The sequence below is a fragment of the Arthrobacter sp. DualSoilB13 genome (assembly GCF_055389195.1).
The window spans coordinates 2703568-2719119 of record NZ_AP035865.1; the positions used below are offsets into that span (position 1 = coordinate 2703568).

At 59.7% G+C, this 15552-nt stretch carries 15 protein-coding genes; 3 read left to right on the forward strand and 12 right to left on the reverse strand.

Features of this window, described 5'->3' with window-relative positions:
• Positions 1-50: 50 nt before the first annotated feature.
• From smpB to ACZ5J0_RS12495, 12 genes are all read right to left on the reverse strand, one after another.
• Positions 51-521 (reverse strand): SsrA-binding protein SmpB, encoded by a 471-nt coding sequence (smpB, locus tag ACZ5J0_RS12440; RefSeq protein WP_464097196.1) that lies wholly within the window; start codon positions 519-521, stop codon positions 51-53.
• A gap of 76 nt (positions 522-597) precedes the next feature.
• Positions 598-2013: a M23 family metallopeptidase gene (locus ACZ5J0_RS12445; protein WP_223940529.1), complete on the reverse strand. Its 1416-nt coding sequence runs from the start codon at positions 2011-2013 to the stop codon at positions 598-600.
• A 55-nt stretch (positions 2014-2068) separates the two neighbouring features.
• Positions 2069-2983 carry a permease-like cell division protein FtsX gene (ftsX, locus tag ACZ5J0_RS12450; protein ID WP_142938587.1) on the reverse strand — a complete coding sequence of 305 codons (915 nt, stop codon included), beginning with the start codon at positions 2981-2983 and terminating at the stop codon, positions 2069-2071.
• Positions 2980-3744, reverse strand: a complete 765-nt coding sequence (ftsE, locus tag ACZ5J0_RS12455; RefSeq protein WP_017198501.1) for a cell division ATP-binding protein FtsE — start codon at positions 3742-3744, stop codon at positions 2980-2982. Before ftsE ends, ftsX begins: the two co-directional genes overlap by 4 nt.
• Before the next feature lie 197 nt (positions 3745-3941).
• Positions 3942-5060, reverse strand: a complete 1119-nt coding sequence (gene prfB, locus ACZ5J0_RS12460; RefSeq protein WP_142938586.1) for a peptide chain release factor 2 — start codon at positions 5058-5060, stop codon at positions 3942-3944.
• Between the two features lie 92 nt (positions 5061-5152).
• Positions 5153-5602: a pilus assembly protein TadG-related protein gene (locus ACZ5J0_RS12465; protein WP_353618807.1), complete on the reverse strand. Its 450-nt coding sequence runs from the start codon at positions 5600-5602 to the stop codon at positions 5153-5155.
• 2 nt (positions 5603-5604) lie between these two features.
• The gene (locus ACZ5J0_RS12470; RefSeq protein ID WP_308196338.1) at positions 5605-5994 is read right to left on the reverse strand and encodes a hypothetical protein; all 390 of its coding nucleotides are present in this window, start codon (positions 5992-5994) and stop codon (positions 5605-5607) included.
• Between the two features lie 157 nt (positions 5995-6151).
• On the reverse strand, positions 6152-6577 hold the full coding sequence (locus tag ACZ5J0_RS12475; protein ID WP_142938583.1) for a TadE family protein: 426 nt from the start codon (positions 6575-6577) through the stop codon (positions 6152-6154).
• Between the two features lie 8 nt (positions 6578-6585).
• Positions 6586-6825, reverse strand: a complete 240-nt coding sequence (locus ACZ5J0_RS12480; RefSeq protein WP_166840153.1) for a hypothetical protein — start codon at positions 6823-6825, stop codon at positions 6586-6588.
• Between the two features lie 94 nt (positions 6826-6919).
• Entirely contained in the window at positions 6920-7861 is a 942-nt protein-coding gene (locus ACZ5J0_RS12485; protein ID WP_142938581.1) for a type II secretion system F family protein, read from the reverse strand.
• Positions 7858-8712 (reverse strand): type II secretion system F family protein, encoded by an 855-nt coding sequence (locus ACZ5J0_RS12490; protein WP_142938580.1) that lies wholly within the window; start codon positions 8710-8712, stop codon positions 7858-7860. The genes ACZ5J0_RS12485 and ACZ5J0_RS12490 overlap by 4 nt, the downstream gene beginning before the upstream one ends.
• Positions 8712-9935: an ATPase, T2SS/T4P/T4SS family gene (locus ACZ5J0_RS12495; protein WP_166840151.1), complete on the reverse strand. Its 1224-nt coding sequence runs from the start codon at positions 9933-9935 to the stop codon at positions 8712-8714. Before ACZ5J0_RS12495 ends, ACZ5J0_RS12490 begins: the two co-directional genes overlap by 1 nt.
• 282 nt (positions 9936-10217) lie before the next feature.
• Here ACZ5J0_RS12495 and ACZ5J0_RS12500 point away from each other — a divergent pair, with 282 nt between their 5' ends.
• From ACZ5J0_RS12500 to ACZ5J0_RS12510, 3 genes are all read left to right on the forward strand, one after another.
• Positions 10218-12959: a GH25 family lysozyme gene (locus ACZ5J0_RS12500; RefSeq protein ID WP_464093231.1), complete on the forward strand. Its 2742-nt coding sequence runs from the start codon at positions 10218-10220 to the stop codon at positions 12957-12959.
• 286 nt (positions 12960-13245) lie between these two features.
• Entirely contained in the window at positions 13246-14592 is a 1347-nt protein-coding gene (locus ACZ5J0_RS12505; protein WP_142938577.1) for a hypothetical protein, read from the forward strand.
• Between the two features lie 142 nt (positions 14593-14734).
• Positions 14735-15526 (forward strand): hypothetical protein, encoded by a 792-nt coding sequence (locus tag ACZ5J0_RS12510; protein ID WP_223940533.1) that lies wholly within the window; start codon positions 14735-14737, stop codon positions 15524-15526.
• The last annotated feature ends 26 nt before the right edge of the window (positions 15527-15552 follow it).

Here is a 15552-nt window from a genome sequence, read left to right on the forward strand (position 1 = left end):
ACTTATCATAACGCATTCATGCAGTGGATCATTCCCCGGACACATGCCACTTAGCGGCGGTTGCGCTCGCGCAACTCACGCAGAGATTCTCGCTTGTCCTGCTGCTCGCGAAGGGTCTGACGCTTGTCATAGTCCTTCTTACCGCGGGCAATCGCGATCTCCACCTTGGCCCGGCCGTCCAGGAAGTAGAGCTGGAGAGGCACGACAGTGAATCCGGACTCACGAATCTTCTGCGAAATCTTGTTCAGTTCATCGCGGTGCAGCAAAAGCTTACGACGCCGGCGGGCGGCATGGTTGGTCCAGCTCCCCTGGTGATACTCCGGGATATGGATACCCTCCATCCACAATTCGTCATTGTAGAAGGTGCAAAAGCCATCAACCATGGAGGCATGGCCCTCACGGAGGGACTTCACCTCTGTTCCCATGAGGGCAATACCTGCCTCATAGGTATCCAGGACATGGTAGTTGTGCCGGGCCTTTCGATTGGTGGCCACTACCTTACGGCCACTTTCCTTGGGCACGGTAGAACTCCTTGTTAGATGCGGATTTCAACTAGTGTACGCCAGCGCGGCGGTGCCTCCGCGCGCCAGGCGCACGTTAGAGAAGAGTCATGGGATCCACTGCGGCACCGTTGAGCCAGGTTTCGAAGTGCGCGTGGCAACCCGTCGAGTTACCCGTGCTGCCCGAATAGGCAATGAGTTGCCCCGCCGAAACCTGCTGACCATTCGCCACCACAATGCTGCTGTTGTGGTAGTAGATGGTGGTCAAAGAGTTGCCTTGCACCACACCATGGGAGATCTTCACGCGCCATCCGCCGCCATCGGCAGAGTTCCAACCAGAATTGAAGACCTCGCCCGCAGCGGCTGCGTAGACGGGCGTGCCGCATGCCGCTCCGAAGTCGATCCCTGTGTGCATGTAACCACCGGTGCCATAGAAATCAATGGTGCCCGGTGGTGTCGCCCGCCAGCCAAAACCAGAGGTAATGGGAACAGCGCTGGCGAACGGGTGCCGGAGACCAAACGCCGACGGCGAACCGGCAGGCGGAGGAGAATACGGCGGCTCAGGAGGTGCAGGCCGTCCTTGGGCTGCTGCCGCAGCAGCGGCGGCAGCAGCAGCTGCTTCCGCGATCCGCCGTTGTTCTGCTTCCCATGCTTCCCTCAGCTTCCGGTCGCGCTCCACGATTTCGGCGGCGATCGTATTCTGTTCTGCCTTTACCCGGGCCAGGTTGGCTTCAATGCCGGGTTTCGCGGCCTGAAGTTGCCCATTGAGGCGGGTGGTGTCCTCAATCAGCTTGTCGACTTCAGCTTTTTTGCTCGCAGCTTCATCCCTTGCCGACTTTTCGCGCTCCAGCGCGGCGTCCGCCTTGCTCTTCAGGTCTTGGATTTCTTCCTCAACAGCAACAAGTCTCGCCTGCGAGTTCACATTGGTGGCGTTCTGCTGGGTGAGTTTGGTCATCGCCGCGTTTTGGCTACGCATGGCCTGATCAGCCAAGTCCATGGACTCTGTCAGGCTGCCGGATTCACTGGATCCGAACAGCAGTGCAATATTGGTGGGGACACCACCGGATTTGTACGCCTGTGAGGCGATCTGACCGATCAGCTTCTTGGTGTCGGTGATTTTCTGCTTGTCACTCTCCAGCTGCTCAGTAATCTTGGCCTTGTTCTGCTGGGCAAGTTCAACCCTGGCGGCAAGAGCTTCGACTTCCTTGACCGCACTGGCCACCCTGCCCTGCGCCTCCAGCAGCGCCTGCTGCGCTCCGGGAAGGCGGCCCTGGTAGATCACCAGATCACCGGCAGCCTTTGCAATGTTCGCATCAACAAACTCCAATGATGCTTGAACCCGCGCAGATTCTGCTTCCAAGGCAGCTTGCTGGTCTTCCAGGCTGTCAGCTGTTGCGGTTGGCGCGCCCGATAGCAGACTGACTGCCAAGCCCACAGCGAGGACGGCCCCCAAAAACCGAGCATGGCCTGGCGCAAAGCGCCGGCGCAGGGGGTTCGGGTCCAACGTGGTCATCAGAAGTCCTTTTCGCTTGTCAGCATGGCAGTTATTTCATTCCGGGTATCCACGGTTACACCTTCAGGTAACGCCGAAGGGTCAACAGCGAAGATATACCCGCCAAACCGGCGCCAAGTGCAATCAGGACCGGTGCGATCACCAGGACCTGGGTGGAGGAGATGAACGGAGTATTCAGGAACTGACGCGACAAATCACCATTGAGCCAGAAATGTGCCATAAGCCAGAGAGTGACGGAGGCCAGCAGTGCCCCCACCACGGCCGCTATGACACCCTCAAGGATGAACGGCAATTGGATCACCATCTTTGATGCTCCCACGAGCCGCATGATTCCCGTCTCCCGCCGTCGGCTGAAGGCCGAGAGCCGGATGGTGGTGGTGATCAGCAGGACCGCGCAGAAGATCATCACCGCCGCCACGCCGATGGCTGCAACTGATGCCCCGTTCATCCAGGAAAAGATGCGTTCCAGCACCTGCCGTTGGTCGCTGACCGTCTCAACACCGGGCTGCGAAGAAAACGTCTCGCTGATGATTTGGTACTTTTCAGGGTTCTTCATGTTGATGCGGAAGGAGGCCGGCAACTGGTCTTCAGAGACGGAGTCCACAATGGGCGAATTGGAGAACTGCTCCTTGAAATGCTTGTACGCCTCAGCTTGGGACTCAAACTGGAAATCGTTGATATACGGCTTTATTGCCGGGGATTCTAGCATCGCCTGCAGGTTAGCCTGCTGCTCCTTGGTGGCCGAACCCGAAGCGCAACCGACCGCCGTCGAGCCATCGTTGCAGAGGAACACCGCAACCTGGACTTTGTCGTACCAAAAGCCCTTCATCTGGTTGATCTGCATCTGCAGCATTCCTGCCGCACCGACGAACGTCAGGGACACAAAAGTCACCAGGACCACGGAAATGACCATGGAGAGATTCCGGCGCAGGCCACTGCCGATTTCCCCCAGGATAAACAAAAGCCTCACAGCTGTGCCCCCTGCGCACGGTTAAGTTCCTCGCCGCTGGCATCCCTGAGCCGGCGCGACTCGCCAACCACCGGAATCATCGAGGTGTACAGTGCCTTCGCTTCGTCGCGAATAACCTTGCCGTTCTTAAGTTCCACCACGCGGCGGCGCATTTCATTGACGATGTCGTCGTCGTGGGTTGCCATGACCACAGTGGTCCCGTTCTGGTTGATTTTGTCCAGGACGCCCATGATTCCCATTGAGGTAATGGGGTCGAGGTTTCCGGTCGGTTCGTCGGCCAGCAAAATGCCCGGACGGTTGACGACGGCGCGGGCAATCGCCACGCGCTGCTGCTCGCCACCGGAGAGTTCATGGGGCATACGGCGTTCTTTGCCCTCCAGGCCAACGGTCTTCAAGACCTCCGGCACGGTCTCCCGAATAATGGAGCGACTCTTACCTATCACCTGCATCGCAAAAGCTACATTCGCGAACACATTCTTCTGCGGGAGCAACCTGAAGTCCTGGAAGACAACACCGATTCCGCGCCGAAGCTTTGGAACACGCCAACTCGAAATGTTGGCAACGTTCTGGCCCGCGACATACACCGAGCCGGACGAGGCTTTGTCCTCCTTCAGGATCAGCCGAAGGAAGGTGGACTTGCCAGAGCCTGAAGCGCCCACCAGGAAGGTGAATTCGCCGCGGTTGATCTCAAGGCTCACAGAGTCGAGCGCCGGTCGGGCATTCTGCTCATAGACCTTGGTGACATTCTCAAATCTGATCATGGCCCTTTAGAACCCCGCCGGACATGACGTAGCCGCCCAGTCCAACAGCCGGAGCGCGGGCTTTCGATGGGGGAAGTGAGAGCACCGGCCACTCGACTATACGCACGGGGCAACTGTAATTCCGCAGCTTTCAAAGGCGTGTCGCGGAATCCGAAGACTCATGTGGTTCATGTGGCTCACATGAGGCAGCCCAACTCCTAGTTGGCTGCCGCGTTTCGGTTTCCGGTACGCCAGCGGATGCCGGCGTCGATGAAGTCATCAATGTCGCCGTCAAGTACGGCCGAGGTGTTGCCCACTTCGTGTTCCGTCCGCAGGTCCTTGACCATTTGGTAGGGATTCAGGACGTAGGAGCGCATTTGATCGCCCCAGGACGCCTTGACGTCTCCAGCCAGGGCTTTCTTTTCGGCGTCCTGTTGTTCCTTCTTAACCAGCAGCAATCGCGACTGGAGCACACGCATGGCGGCCGCACGGTTTTGAAGCTGCGATTTCTCATTCTGCATAGAGACCACAATGCCCGTAGGGATGTGTGTCAGCCGCACGGCGGAGTCAGTGGTGTTCACGGACTGCCCACCCGGACCCGACGAGCGGAAGACGTCAACACGGATCTCGTTATCCGGGATCTCGATCGAGTCCGTCTGCTCGATCAAGGGAATGACTTCTACCGCAGCGAAGGATGTCTGACGGCGTCCCTGATTATCAAAGGGACTGATGCGAACCAACCGGTGCGTACCGGCCTCGACGCTCAAGGTGCCGAAGGCGTAGGGGGCCTTCACTTCGAAGGTGGCGGATTTCAAGCCCGCTTCTTCAGCGTAGGACGTATCCATGACGGTGGTCGGATAGCCGTGGCGTTCAGCCCAACGCAGGTACATCCTCATCAACATCTCGGCGAAATCGGCTGCATCAACGCCACCGGCTCCGGCCCTGATGGTGACGACGGCTTCGCGTTCGTCATACTCTCCGGACAGCAGCGTAGTAATTTCAAGCTCAGCCAGCGCTTTGCGGATGGAGGAAAGTTCCTTGGCCGCTTCGGACATGGAGTCCTCGTCGCCCTCGTCCTGGCCGAGTTCCACAAGGACTTCGAGGTCGTCAATACGGGACGCAAGCTTGGACAGGCGCTCAACTTCAGACTGCCTGTGCGACAAACGCGAGGTGATGACCTGGGCGGAAGCAGGATCGTCCCAAAGGTCCGGAGCCCCTGCCTGCTCGCTCAGCTCAGCGATCTCAGCCTTGAGGGCATCGACATCGGTGACGTTTTCAATGGAGCTGTACGTTGCTCGAAGTGCGCGGATTTCCGCGGGAAAATCAATTTCAGCCATGATCATCCCAGCGTACGCTATCCATTGCACTCCCCGATGGCTCCCCTAACCCCGTGCCCGCGGGCACCCATAGCTCCCCGCCCGGCGGATTATTACTGGGTCAGTCGGGATCGGGCCGTCGCTTTCGCCTCGATGAGAATCCCATCCGGTAGAAGAAAACTGACCACGGGAGGGCGCACGACGGCGGTGAGGACCACTACGGCAGTCCCGCCAGGCTCACTTCCGGTACCTTCCGCGACAGCCAGGTTTTCATGCCGGGATCCGGCATTACCAGCTCTCAGGTACGACTCCGTTGCGGCCAGCACTCTCGCTTCGACCAAGGAGGGGGAGGGGAAACTAGCTCCACCGACGTCTCCCGCCACGAAGGAATCCGCTGCCGTGAGCGCGGCACCGTCAGCCAGGGACAGCAGCTTCTTGTGTTCCAAATAGACCGTGGAAGCAGCCATCACCACCGAGGCGAGGAGAAGGGACAAGAGGACGAAGCCAACAATGAGAACCGTTATTTGGCCTTCTTCCGAGGCCCCGCTCCTCGACGAGACCACTCTCACCGGTAACGCCCCACAACCTGCGACGCTGATGCGCTGAGTCGGCTTGCCTTCAACTGCAGCGAGTCCCCGAACGGCATTAGAGGCAGCGAAACGTCCAGGCTTACCGTCACAGTCACCGTTGTACCCGCCGACGAACAAACCGCACGATCACACTCGATCGCCACGCTCGCTAGTTCGGGCGAATAACCGTAGTCCTTGAGGGCAAGGAGCACACTACGCTCCGCCGCAATCCTCGCCATGGCCGGGTCCGATTGAGTCACGAAGACTTTTGCTGCTTGATCCGCAGCACCCACCACCGCAAAGGATCCGCCTTGGACTTGACCTACGGTTACTACGAAATAGACCACAGGAACCATGAGCAACAACGCGAGGAACGTAAATTCCACGACGGCGCTTCCCCGTTGACGTTCAGGATTCTGAAGTCCAGGATTCTGAAGTTCAGGAGTCGCAGAGCCATCAGACGCGCCGCCAGGCGATCTGGCCGGCGAGCACAAGGCCTGGCGCACCCTTTGCCGGCAAGCGGCCAGCACAGCCTTTGGCGCGTCAACCCGGGAGATCCGCATGTCCCTTGACCTCCAACATCCCACCAGGACCGATCAGGCCAACAACAGGCAAGGGTGCCTTCACCGTAACTTCCAAGGTTCGTATCCCATCAATACTGACTTCAGTCGACGTGACGTCACGGGCAAAATCGTGGTTCAAGGCGCCACCGATCAACTCAGCGGTCCTGGCCCGGGCATCCATGAAAGTGCGGTCCGACAACGCCCCGTAACGCGCACCCGACGCCGCTGCATCAATGAGTGTGTTCCGCACATGCAGGACCAGCATGAGTTGAACAATCGACATAAAAAACATAGTCAGCAATGCACCAACCAACACGAAGTCAACCACCGCGGATCCGCGCTCCTTTGCGGCTCCGGCTGGCCCTACGGAAACACGGTCGTGGGTGATCCATGTAGCACGTTCCATCACGCGCGCTACTTGCCTACCTTGCTCATTGCCTGATTGAAGAGGTCGCTCAGCGCCGGCGTGGCGATGGCAAGAAGTCCTGCCACGAGGATCGCGGACATGAGGGTGATCATCACCCAGCCCGGTACGTCACCACGTTGGCGGTCACTCCGCAGCGGCAACGCTCTGCGTGTGATCAGCCCGAACAACCAAGAGGAGCCGAGCAGCAGGAGTGATAGTACGGACAGTTTGCGTGCACTTTGTTTCATGATTTTCCTTAAGGTTTCGAGAAGTGTTGACGTGTTGTGGCGTCTTAGTGCGTGGCGCGTTAAGCGACTACCTAGGTGGCTTGATGGCTGGACGTCAAAGGCTCATTTCCAATGCAGCGATAGCAGGGAAAGCGGCGAATACTACGGTCAGGGGCAGCACTCCGAAGACGAGCGGCACCATCATGGCAATTTCTTTTCGCCCCGCGGACTCCATGAGTTCCCGCTGTGCGGCATCGCGGACGTCCGCCGCCTGCGCCCGGAGAACGTCTGCCAAGGGCGTCCCGCGTTCCACAGCTACCACCAGTCCGTCGATGAACCTGACCAAAGGTGGCAGTTCCGCCCTTGACGAGAAAGCCTGGAGCGCCTCAGTCAGGGGCTTACCGGATCGTGTATCCGCCAGGATTGTGGCGAACTCCCCGGAGAGCTCACCGTTGGAGCTCCGACTTACCCTGTCCATCGCGCCCATTGCGCTCTCCCCCGCAGCGACGGCGAGCGCCATCAACTCCGCGAGGCTGGGAAACTCAGACAACATCCTTGATTCGCGTCGTTTGATCGTCTGCCCCAACAGATAGTCGCGCAACAGGTAACCGCCCAGTGCGCTTCCGATGACCGAGATGCAGGACACCACCGGGCTGAACCGGCCGGCACTGGCGCCGGCAACAACCACGATGACAGCAAGCACAAAAGCGACTCCGGCCCAAAGAAGCTGCTCGGCCCGGAAGTCCAGCGTTGATTTAGTTGAACCGGCACGGGCAAGGCGCTTTGCAAGGGCGGTGGAGCCTACGTTGAAGCGGGACATGGAGGAGACCGCATCGCGGATGATAGGCCGGAGTATTCGTTCCAGGGGTCCAAACGGCGTGAGATTGTGCGTGGGCCTGCGGAGAAGGCGTGATTCGAGATTCTGCGACTTCAACTGCGGTTCGATGCGCTCGGAGAATCTCGTTCCCCGCATGAACGGGAGCCTCGCCAGGATTAACCAGCATCCGGCACCCAGAAGCAGGCCGCACAGCAAGGCTAAAGCGGTTGACGTGTTCATCCGAAAACCCGCTCGTCCTCTGGCAAGGCGCCGACCCGAAGCATCACGGAGTAGCAGAAAGCAGAGACCACAAGGCCTCCAAGCAACACCATGGCGCCGATGCCGGAGTTGAACGCAAGCATGGCTTCAGGCCTGCTTGTCATGACCACCAAAACTATCCAGGGCGCGGCTACGGCGAGTCTGGCTGCATTGATGGTCCATGATTGACGGGCTTCAAGCTCGCTACGCGTCCGTGCGCTATCACGAAGGAAGCCCGACAAAGTCCCCAACATCCGCCCGAGGTCGGAGCCGCCCACTTCGCGGGTCATTCGCAAGGCCTCGATGATGCGATCGGCCACGGGATCAGCGAGGCGCTCTTTGAGTTTGTTCACCGCAGCCTCAAAATTGCCGGTGGCTCTGTAGTCGGACCCGAAATCCAGGAACAATTCCCGCAGTTCTTCGGGCCCGTTGTGTCCCAGCTGTATCAAAGCCTCCGGTAGTGCGAGACCGGCACGGATCGCTGAGCGCAAGTGGTCCACTACGTCCGGCCATAGCTGCCGCAGTGCGTTCCTGCGCTTCCCCGCCCGCCAACGCACAATGGCAAAAGGAACCCAGGAGCCGAAAATTGCGAAACACAGTGCAATTGGCGGGGATCCTGTCAGCACATAAAACGCAAGCAGTGCAAAGAGGCCAAATCCGGCGCAGGTTAGCAGGAGTCCGCCACCGGAAACTTTCTCGATTCCTGCTGACATCAGGAGAAGGTCCAGGCGTCGGGGTCTGTGTCGTTTGGGTTCAGAGGGTGGCTGGACCCACGTGGACCACCACACGAGAAAGACTCCCAAGCCGGCGATGATCCCCAGGAGAGGCGCCATCAGTTCGACTCCAGCAGGGCAGCCACGTCAAAGCCTGCACGCGCAAACTTTTCCGCTGCAGGCATGGAGTTGGCCCGGGGCTGCAGCCGCCCCGCAACCATCCCGAAAACTCCGGAGGACTCGATGATCCCGTTCTCCACCCTCCGTCCCAGGGACAGGATCTCTGTCACCTGCCTGCGCCCGGTTGAATGACGACCGCAGTGCACTACGAGGTCAATGCATGATGCGACAGTCGGCACCACGAAGGCGCTTGAAATATTAGCCCCGGCCAAGAGCGGGAGGGTGCAGATCTTGGTGACAGCGTCATGGGCGGAATTGGCGTGCACAGTACACATCCCGGGTAAGCCTGAGTTCAGTGCAATGAGCATGTCCAGGCTTTCCGCTTCGCGAACCTCTCCTACTATCAAGCGATCAGGACGCATTCGGAGCGCTTCCTTGACAAGCCGCCGCAGAGGAATTTCGCCCTCACCCTCAAGGTTGGGTTGGCGGCATTGCAAACCCACCACGTCGCGCAGAGGCAGCTGTAGCTCAAAGATTTCCTCAACAGTGATGACGCGTTCACGGGAACCGATGCTTGAAGCCAGGCAGTTCAACATGGTGGTCTTCCCCGCTTGGGTTGCCCCCGACACCAGAATGTTCAATCCGCTGGCTACCGACGCTCCCAGGAATCTGGCAGCCTGGGGTGTCAGGCTGCCGAGCTCAACCAGATGTTCGAGCCGGCTTGCCCTTGCGATGAACTTCCTGATGTTAACAGCCCAGTGCTTTCGGGTGATGTCCGGGATCGCTACATGCAATCTGGAACCGTCCGGAAGGGCCGCGTCCACAAAAGGGGACGAAAGATCCACACGGCGCCCGGAACTCTTGAGCATCCTTTCAACAAGATCGTGCACTTGCTGCTCACTAAGACTGATGGCCGTCAGCTCGGACTCCCCATTGCGGGCCACGTAGATTTCGTGCGGCGCGTTGATCCATACCTCTTCAATTCCGGGATCATCCAGAAGTGGCTGCAGGGGGCCAAATCCGGCCACCGCATCAAAGATTTGTTGTCGGGCGGCCTCGAGCTGTCCGAGCGAAGGCAGCGGGCCCAGTAATGCCCGTTCGTCGTAATCGTTGACTGCGGCGTCCACTAGGAGCCGCACGTCCTTGGCTTGTTCCAATGGATCCAAGCCGCGGCGTCGTATGAGCTCCCGGACTTCTCCTTCGACGATTTTTACAGCATCCACATCTTTCCCCGATGATCGCGAGCACGTAAACGAGAGGCGCATCTCGAGTTCTCACGCTAGGCGAGCGGATTCGGGGCCTCAAGTTGCCGTGAAGCGCATGTGGATAACTATCACCAACTGTCACCTCAGCATCGTCAATCCCACTAGTCACTCCAGTTTCGGAATGTTAGGGTAAGCCCGTTAGGAGCTGGCCTTTGGTCTCATGCGCAAGCGCCCGCCCTGGAGCTTGTCCGCAAGCCACCCCATGCGCCGCTGAGCCGCGGTACAGGGCCGGATGTGAAAATGAACATTAAGTGGATGGACCCGGTCCGCCGCATCACGCTGGCACGTGCAGCCCTGGCGCTCACTCTCGCCTTGGTGGGGGGAAGTTGCCTTGGGGCGCCTGCAGGGGCCCAGACCCCCGGACCGCAACCGGCTCCGCAGTCGGAAGCCCAGGACACTTCGCCATCGCAGGGTCCCCGCCCGGCCGGAAACGGTTCCGGATCAGCGACCCCCGGCAGCGAGTTGCCGGGTAATACGTTGGTACCCAAGCAGCAAGAGCCGCTGCCCGCCGTCGAACCTTCACCAGCTGTTGCACCGCCGCAAGCCTCGAAGGCCTTGGGGCAGGGTGAAGCCCAACGGCCGACGCCCCAGGCAACGCCTGGCACCGCACCCAATGCCGATGCCATGAAAGCGGCCATGCGGGCAGCAATTCCGGCCGGTGGCGCTGAAATGGGCCAGCGATCGCCAAGGGTGTTGTCGTCAAAGCAACAGAGCGCAAGTGCACCGCCTTCGGGAGCACGTTCAATAGGCGGAGCAGTGAATTCGGTGGTTCCCATGGCGGCCGACCCGGGTCACTGGCGCCCAACCATCGGCATCGCCGGGCAGGATGTCAGCGCCCACCAAGGCAACGTCAACTGGCAAAGCCAATGGAACCAAGGTTCCCGATGGGCCTACGTCAAGGCGTCCGAAGGCAACTACTACCTCAATGAAAACTACACACAGCAGTACAACGGCTCCCGTGACGTAGGCATGGTCAGGGGCGCCTACCACTTCGCTATCCCCAACTGGTCATCGGGCGCGGACCAGGCCAGGTACTTCGTGGCAAACGGTGGCGGTTGGACTGCCGACGGTTACACCCTCCCGCCCGTCCTGGACATCGAATACAACCCCTACGCCGGACGCACCATCAACGGCTTCTACTTCGGCAACACTTGCTACGACATGTCTAAAGCCCAGCTCGGACAATGGGCGGCTGATTTTGGTAACACCGTCAAGGCCCTCACCGGCCGCTTCCCTGTCATTTACAGCACCACCGATTGGTGGAACACCTGCGTAGGGAACCCGACCTTCGGAAACTATCCGCTGTGGCTCGCCTCCTATTGGAACAACCCCACCAACTCGCCCGGGAACATGCCCGTCAGTTGGGACAACTACACCATGTGGCAGTACAGCAGCACCGGTCCCTTCGAAGGTGATTCAAACATCTTCAATGGCACCTATGACCAGCTTCGAACCTTCGCGCGAGGCGCCTCCCGGCCTTCCAGCCCTTCGATCCGATCCGGGGCCGACCTACTCGCCGTCATGCCCTCCGGGCGCCTGGACAATTTCCCGGCGGACGGACAGGGCCGCATCACAGGGCCGGTAGCCATAGGGGCCGGTTGGGGAACCGCACAATCCGTCCACGTCGTTGACTGGAACCAGGACGGCGTCCAGGACATCCTCGCTCAATGGCCGGATGGCTCGCTCCAAGTCTTCAGAGGAACGTCGGGCGGCGGTTTCCTCACTCCCATACTCGTGGGAACAGGGTGGCAGGAGATGTCGCTGACCGTGGGATGGTGGAACTCCAAGGACGCATATCCCGGTGTTATTGGGCAGGATGGCAAAGGAAACCTCTACCGCTATACGAATGCCAGCGCGGGCGCCCTCAGCGGCGGCGTGCTGATCGGGACCGGATTCGGTGGGCACCAGTTCAACCAATTGGACTTCGACGGTGACGGCAACCAGGACATCGTCTCCCGAACCAGCGATGGCATCATGCGCCTCTACCGTTCAAACGGCGTAGGTTCGTTCTTTGCCGAACCGAGCCGGGTGATTGGAAACGGCTGGTCTGCCATGACATCGGTGAGCTCCGCAGCCGGTTTCAACGGCGCCGGTTCGCAGGGACTTCAAGCCCGAACCGCCAACGGCGACCTTTACTACTATCCTGCGGTCTCCGAGTCCTGGGGTAACCGCTTCCTCATCGGCGTGGGCTGGAATGACGCAAACGTCATCAGTGGAGCGCCTGTCAACGTCGAGGCAACTCTGGGAGTCGACACGCAAGACGTCGTCGCTGCCCGCCAGGACGGCAACCTTTACCGATACCCGGGATCAGGTTCCACTTCCTTACTGCCTGCCGAACTTATCGGCGTACAGTGGACCGGCCTAAAGGCAGGTTTCCTGACAGACTGGAACAAAGACGGCGCCTTGGACATCCTTGCGCAATGGAATGACGGGCGGCTCAGCGTCTACCCGGGGTTCAAGGGTCGTGGCTACGGGGCCCCGATCAGCCTCGGCACCGGCTGGAAGGACTGGACCCTCACAGTGGGTTCGTGGAAGAAGTCCGATGCCAGGCCCAGCATCGTAGGATACGACCCCTCAGGTCGTTTATTCCATATCAGCAACCCGTCCGGCGCAGGATTGGGAGCGCGCGTGCAGATTGGTACGGGTTGGTCCGGCTTGAGCATCATCCAGGTGGACTTCGACAAAGACTCGAATATGGATCTGCTGGCCAAGAATACTGCCGGCGAGTTGGTGCTCTACAGATCAAATGGCAGTGGATCATTCGTGCAGGAACCGGCCAACACCGTGGGGGTCGGCTGGAACGTGATCAACAGCTATGGAGCCATCCGTGGATTCGCCGGAGCCGGGTCCACCGGAATCCTGGCACGGACAACTGGCGGCGATCTGCGTTACTACCCTCTGGGACAGAAGGGAAGCTGGGGCACGCCCACCAGGGTGGGCACCGATTGGGGCGCTCTGAAAATTTTCACCCCCGCCGGTTAGGCCCCCGCCGGTTAAGCCCCCCCGGATCGGCCCAGCTCAGCTGAGGTCCCGGAATTTGAGAAGGACCTGCACGCTCCATAATTGAGCGTGCAGGTCCTTTCGCATTTGGAAAAACTCTCTAAAGGAAACAAATAATGTTTCGGTCGAAGGACGGGGTCTAAATCACGGGGTTGCGTGATCTAATGAAGGTGGTCTCACGTATTGGCTGTTCAGCGCATTCGGGAAACGGGCTTTGTTTGGGGGCAAACGAAGGTCACCAATGCGCACAATCAAGGAGTGATCTTTCATGGCGTTTACCGTTTCAACGGCCAAGGTCAGCATTTCGCCGCCGCTTGACGTCAATCCCTACATGGCGGGGTACGGGACTCTCGACGGCGGCCGGGAGGCCACCAGCAGTGCACCCTACGAATCATTGTGGGTTCGTGCGATCGTACTGTGGGAAAACGGCTCCCCCAACCTGATCATGAGCGTGGACATTCTTGCCCTCCCCAGGTCTATCCACCAACGGGCCCGGCAACGGATCCTGGCGCTGGCGGGCTGGTCCAACGGCGACATCCTGATCCAGTCCACGCACACCCACAACGGACCGGCCGTGGTGGACACCCTGCATCCGTTCATGTGCTATGGGTTGTCGGATCTGTCCATGGTGGAGACGTACAGCCAGCATTTGGAGAACGATCTCGTACAGGCTGCCAGTGAAGCGCTGAACGCAGCCCAGACGCCGGTCACCTTGGACTACAAAGTCACCACTGCCAGCATCGCGTACAACAGGGTGGGATTGCCCTATCTTGAGAACACTGTTCCGGTCATCGTCGCGCGCAAGCCAAACGGCAACGCCGCTGCGGTTATTTTCAACTACGCTTGCCACCCTGTGGCCGCTGGTATGCGCACGCTTTTCGACGGCGATTATCCCGCCGGAGCATGCAACTACATCGAAAACACCAACCCCGAGTGCTTTGCCTTGTTCCTCCAGGGAGCGGCTGGAGACCAGAACCCCATGGGAGTGCCCAGCTGGGAGCTGAGGGATGAGTATGCCACCACCCTCGGCGCTGCTGTTGACCGGGCCATGCAAACACCGGGAAGGTCCATTGGCAGCCCCCTCCAGACCAGCTATCAGGAAGTGCAGATCCCGCTGGACATCACGCCCACGGCCGGGAACATGGCAGCGGTACGCGCCGCTTACGCTTCCCGTCTGCCCAATCTGGACGGAAACCCGGCGTGGTACGGCCGCCATGCCCAAGTCATGATCGGTCGAATCGATAGCGGCAGCTATGAGACGTCGGTTGTCTGCCCGTTCCAAGTGTGGAAGTTCGGGGGCAGCCCTCAGCTGAGGATCGGAATCGTCGGTGGAGAGCTGGTCAGCGGCTATGCCGCATACTTCCGTGGAAGATTCGGAGGCGCCAACGGAGTGATTGTTGGTGGTTACGGAAACGAGTCCTGCTACTACGTCCCCAGTGCGCAGTTCCTGCCACCCTATTCATCCGGGGGCAGCTACGAGGGCGGCTGGGATCCTGACCATCCGGGCATTGCGGGAGGCTCCATGACCGTTTACGGACACATCGGCCACTTCCGGGGTGGAACAACAGGCGTTGAAGCAACGGTCATCAACACCCTGAACTCGATGTTCGCCTGAAAACCATCACTGCGGAAGGCCCTGGTCCAAGGAGCAGGGCCTTCGACGGTTGCACCATTTTGTAGCGGTATCGATACCCGATTCCGGGGCAAATTCATTGACCGGCACTCGCGGTACGACAACCATGGAGGTGGAGGTCATCATGAGAACCTTGTACCCGGCCGCTGCGGCGCTGATACTGCTGATTGCCGGATGCTCCGGGCCAACAGCACCGCCCGCCCCTACCGCCCCTTCCTCCGCGTCGGCACCTCCGAGCTCAACTCCTTCATCGCCAGCGTCGGATCCCGAACCCACCACAGCAGCTAGTGGCAGCGGCCAGGGTGCCGGTGCCCCTGATGATTCGGGCCGGTTTCTCTATACGTGCTCGAACCTCAACGAGGCTGTTCCGGATGTTACGTACTCAAGCCTTGCCGAGGTGTGGGCTTCGACAGAATATGTGCGGCTGTCTTCATGCACCGCGAGCTTTGAAGGCCCCCTTCCCTTCGAACCCACTGAGGATGAAGCAAGGATCATCTCCCTGGCAAAGCCCGGCATTACTCCCTCAGAAGGTCTCGACACCTACCTGACGGCACTGGCACTATGCACGCGGGTCAGCGATGACGCTGCGTCAGAGCTTTTCGGACGAAGCAGCCGGCAGATGCTGCAGGCCGCCAGTGAGCTTTGCCCGAGGGCACCACAAGGAAGAATCATAGGGCTCTGGGCATCAGGCGAACGGGCTGCAGACGGCGAGTATGCAGTAGCCGACGGCGGCCTGGTTCCGGGGAAGTTCCAGCTCCGGAAGACCCCGCCCGAGGCCTGCACCTGGTCGGTCTCGGCCTCTGATGGCAGCAAAAAGGCCTCGGGCGGGGCAGCAGAAGGTCAATCCGGAATAATCCTTGAAGAAAAAGACGTCCTAACTAGTGACAAATGCGGAATTTGGGAGAAGATGGAGTAATGCAGCCGGTAACGGCTGGGGCGAAA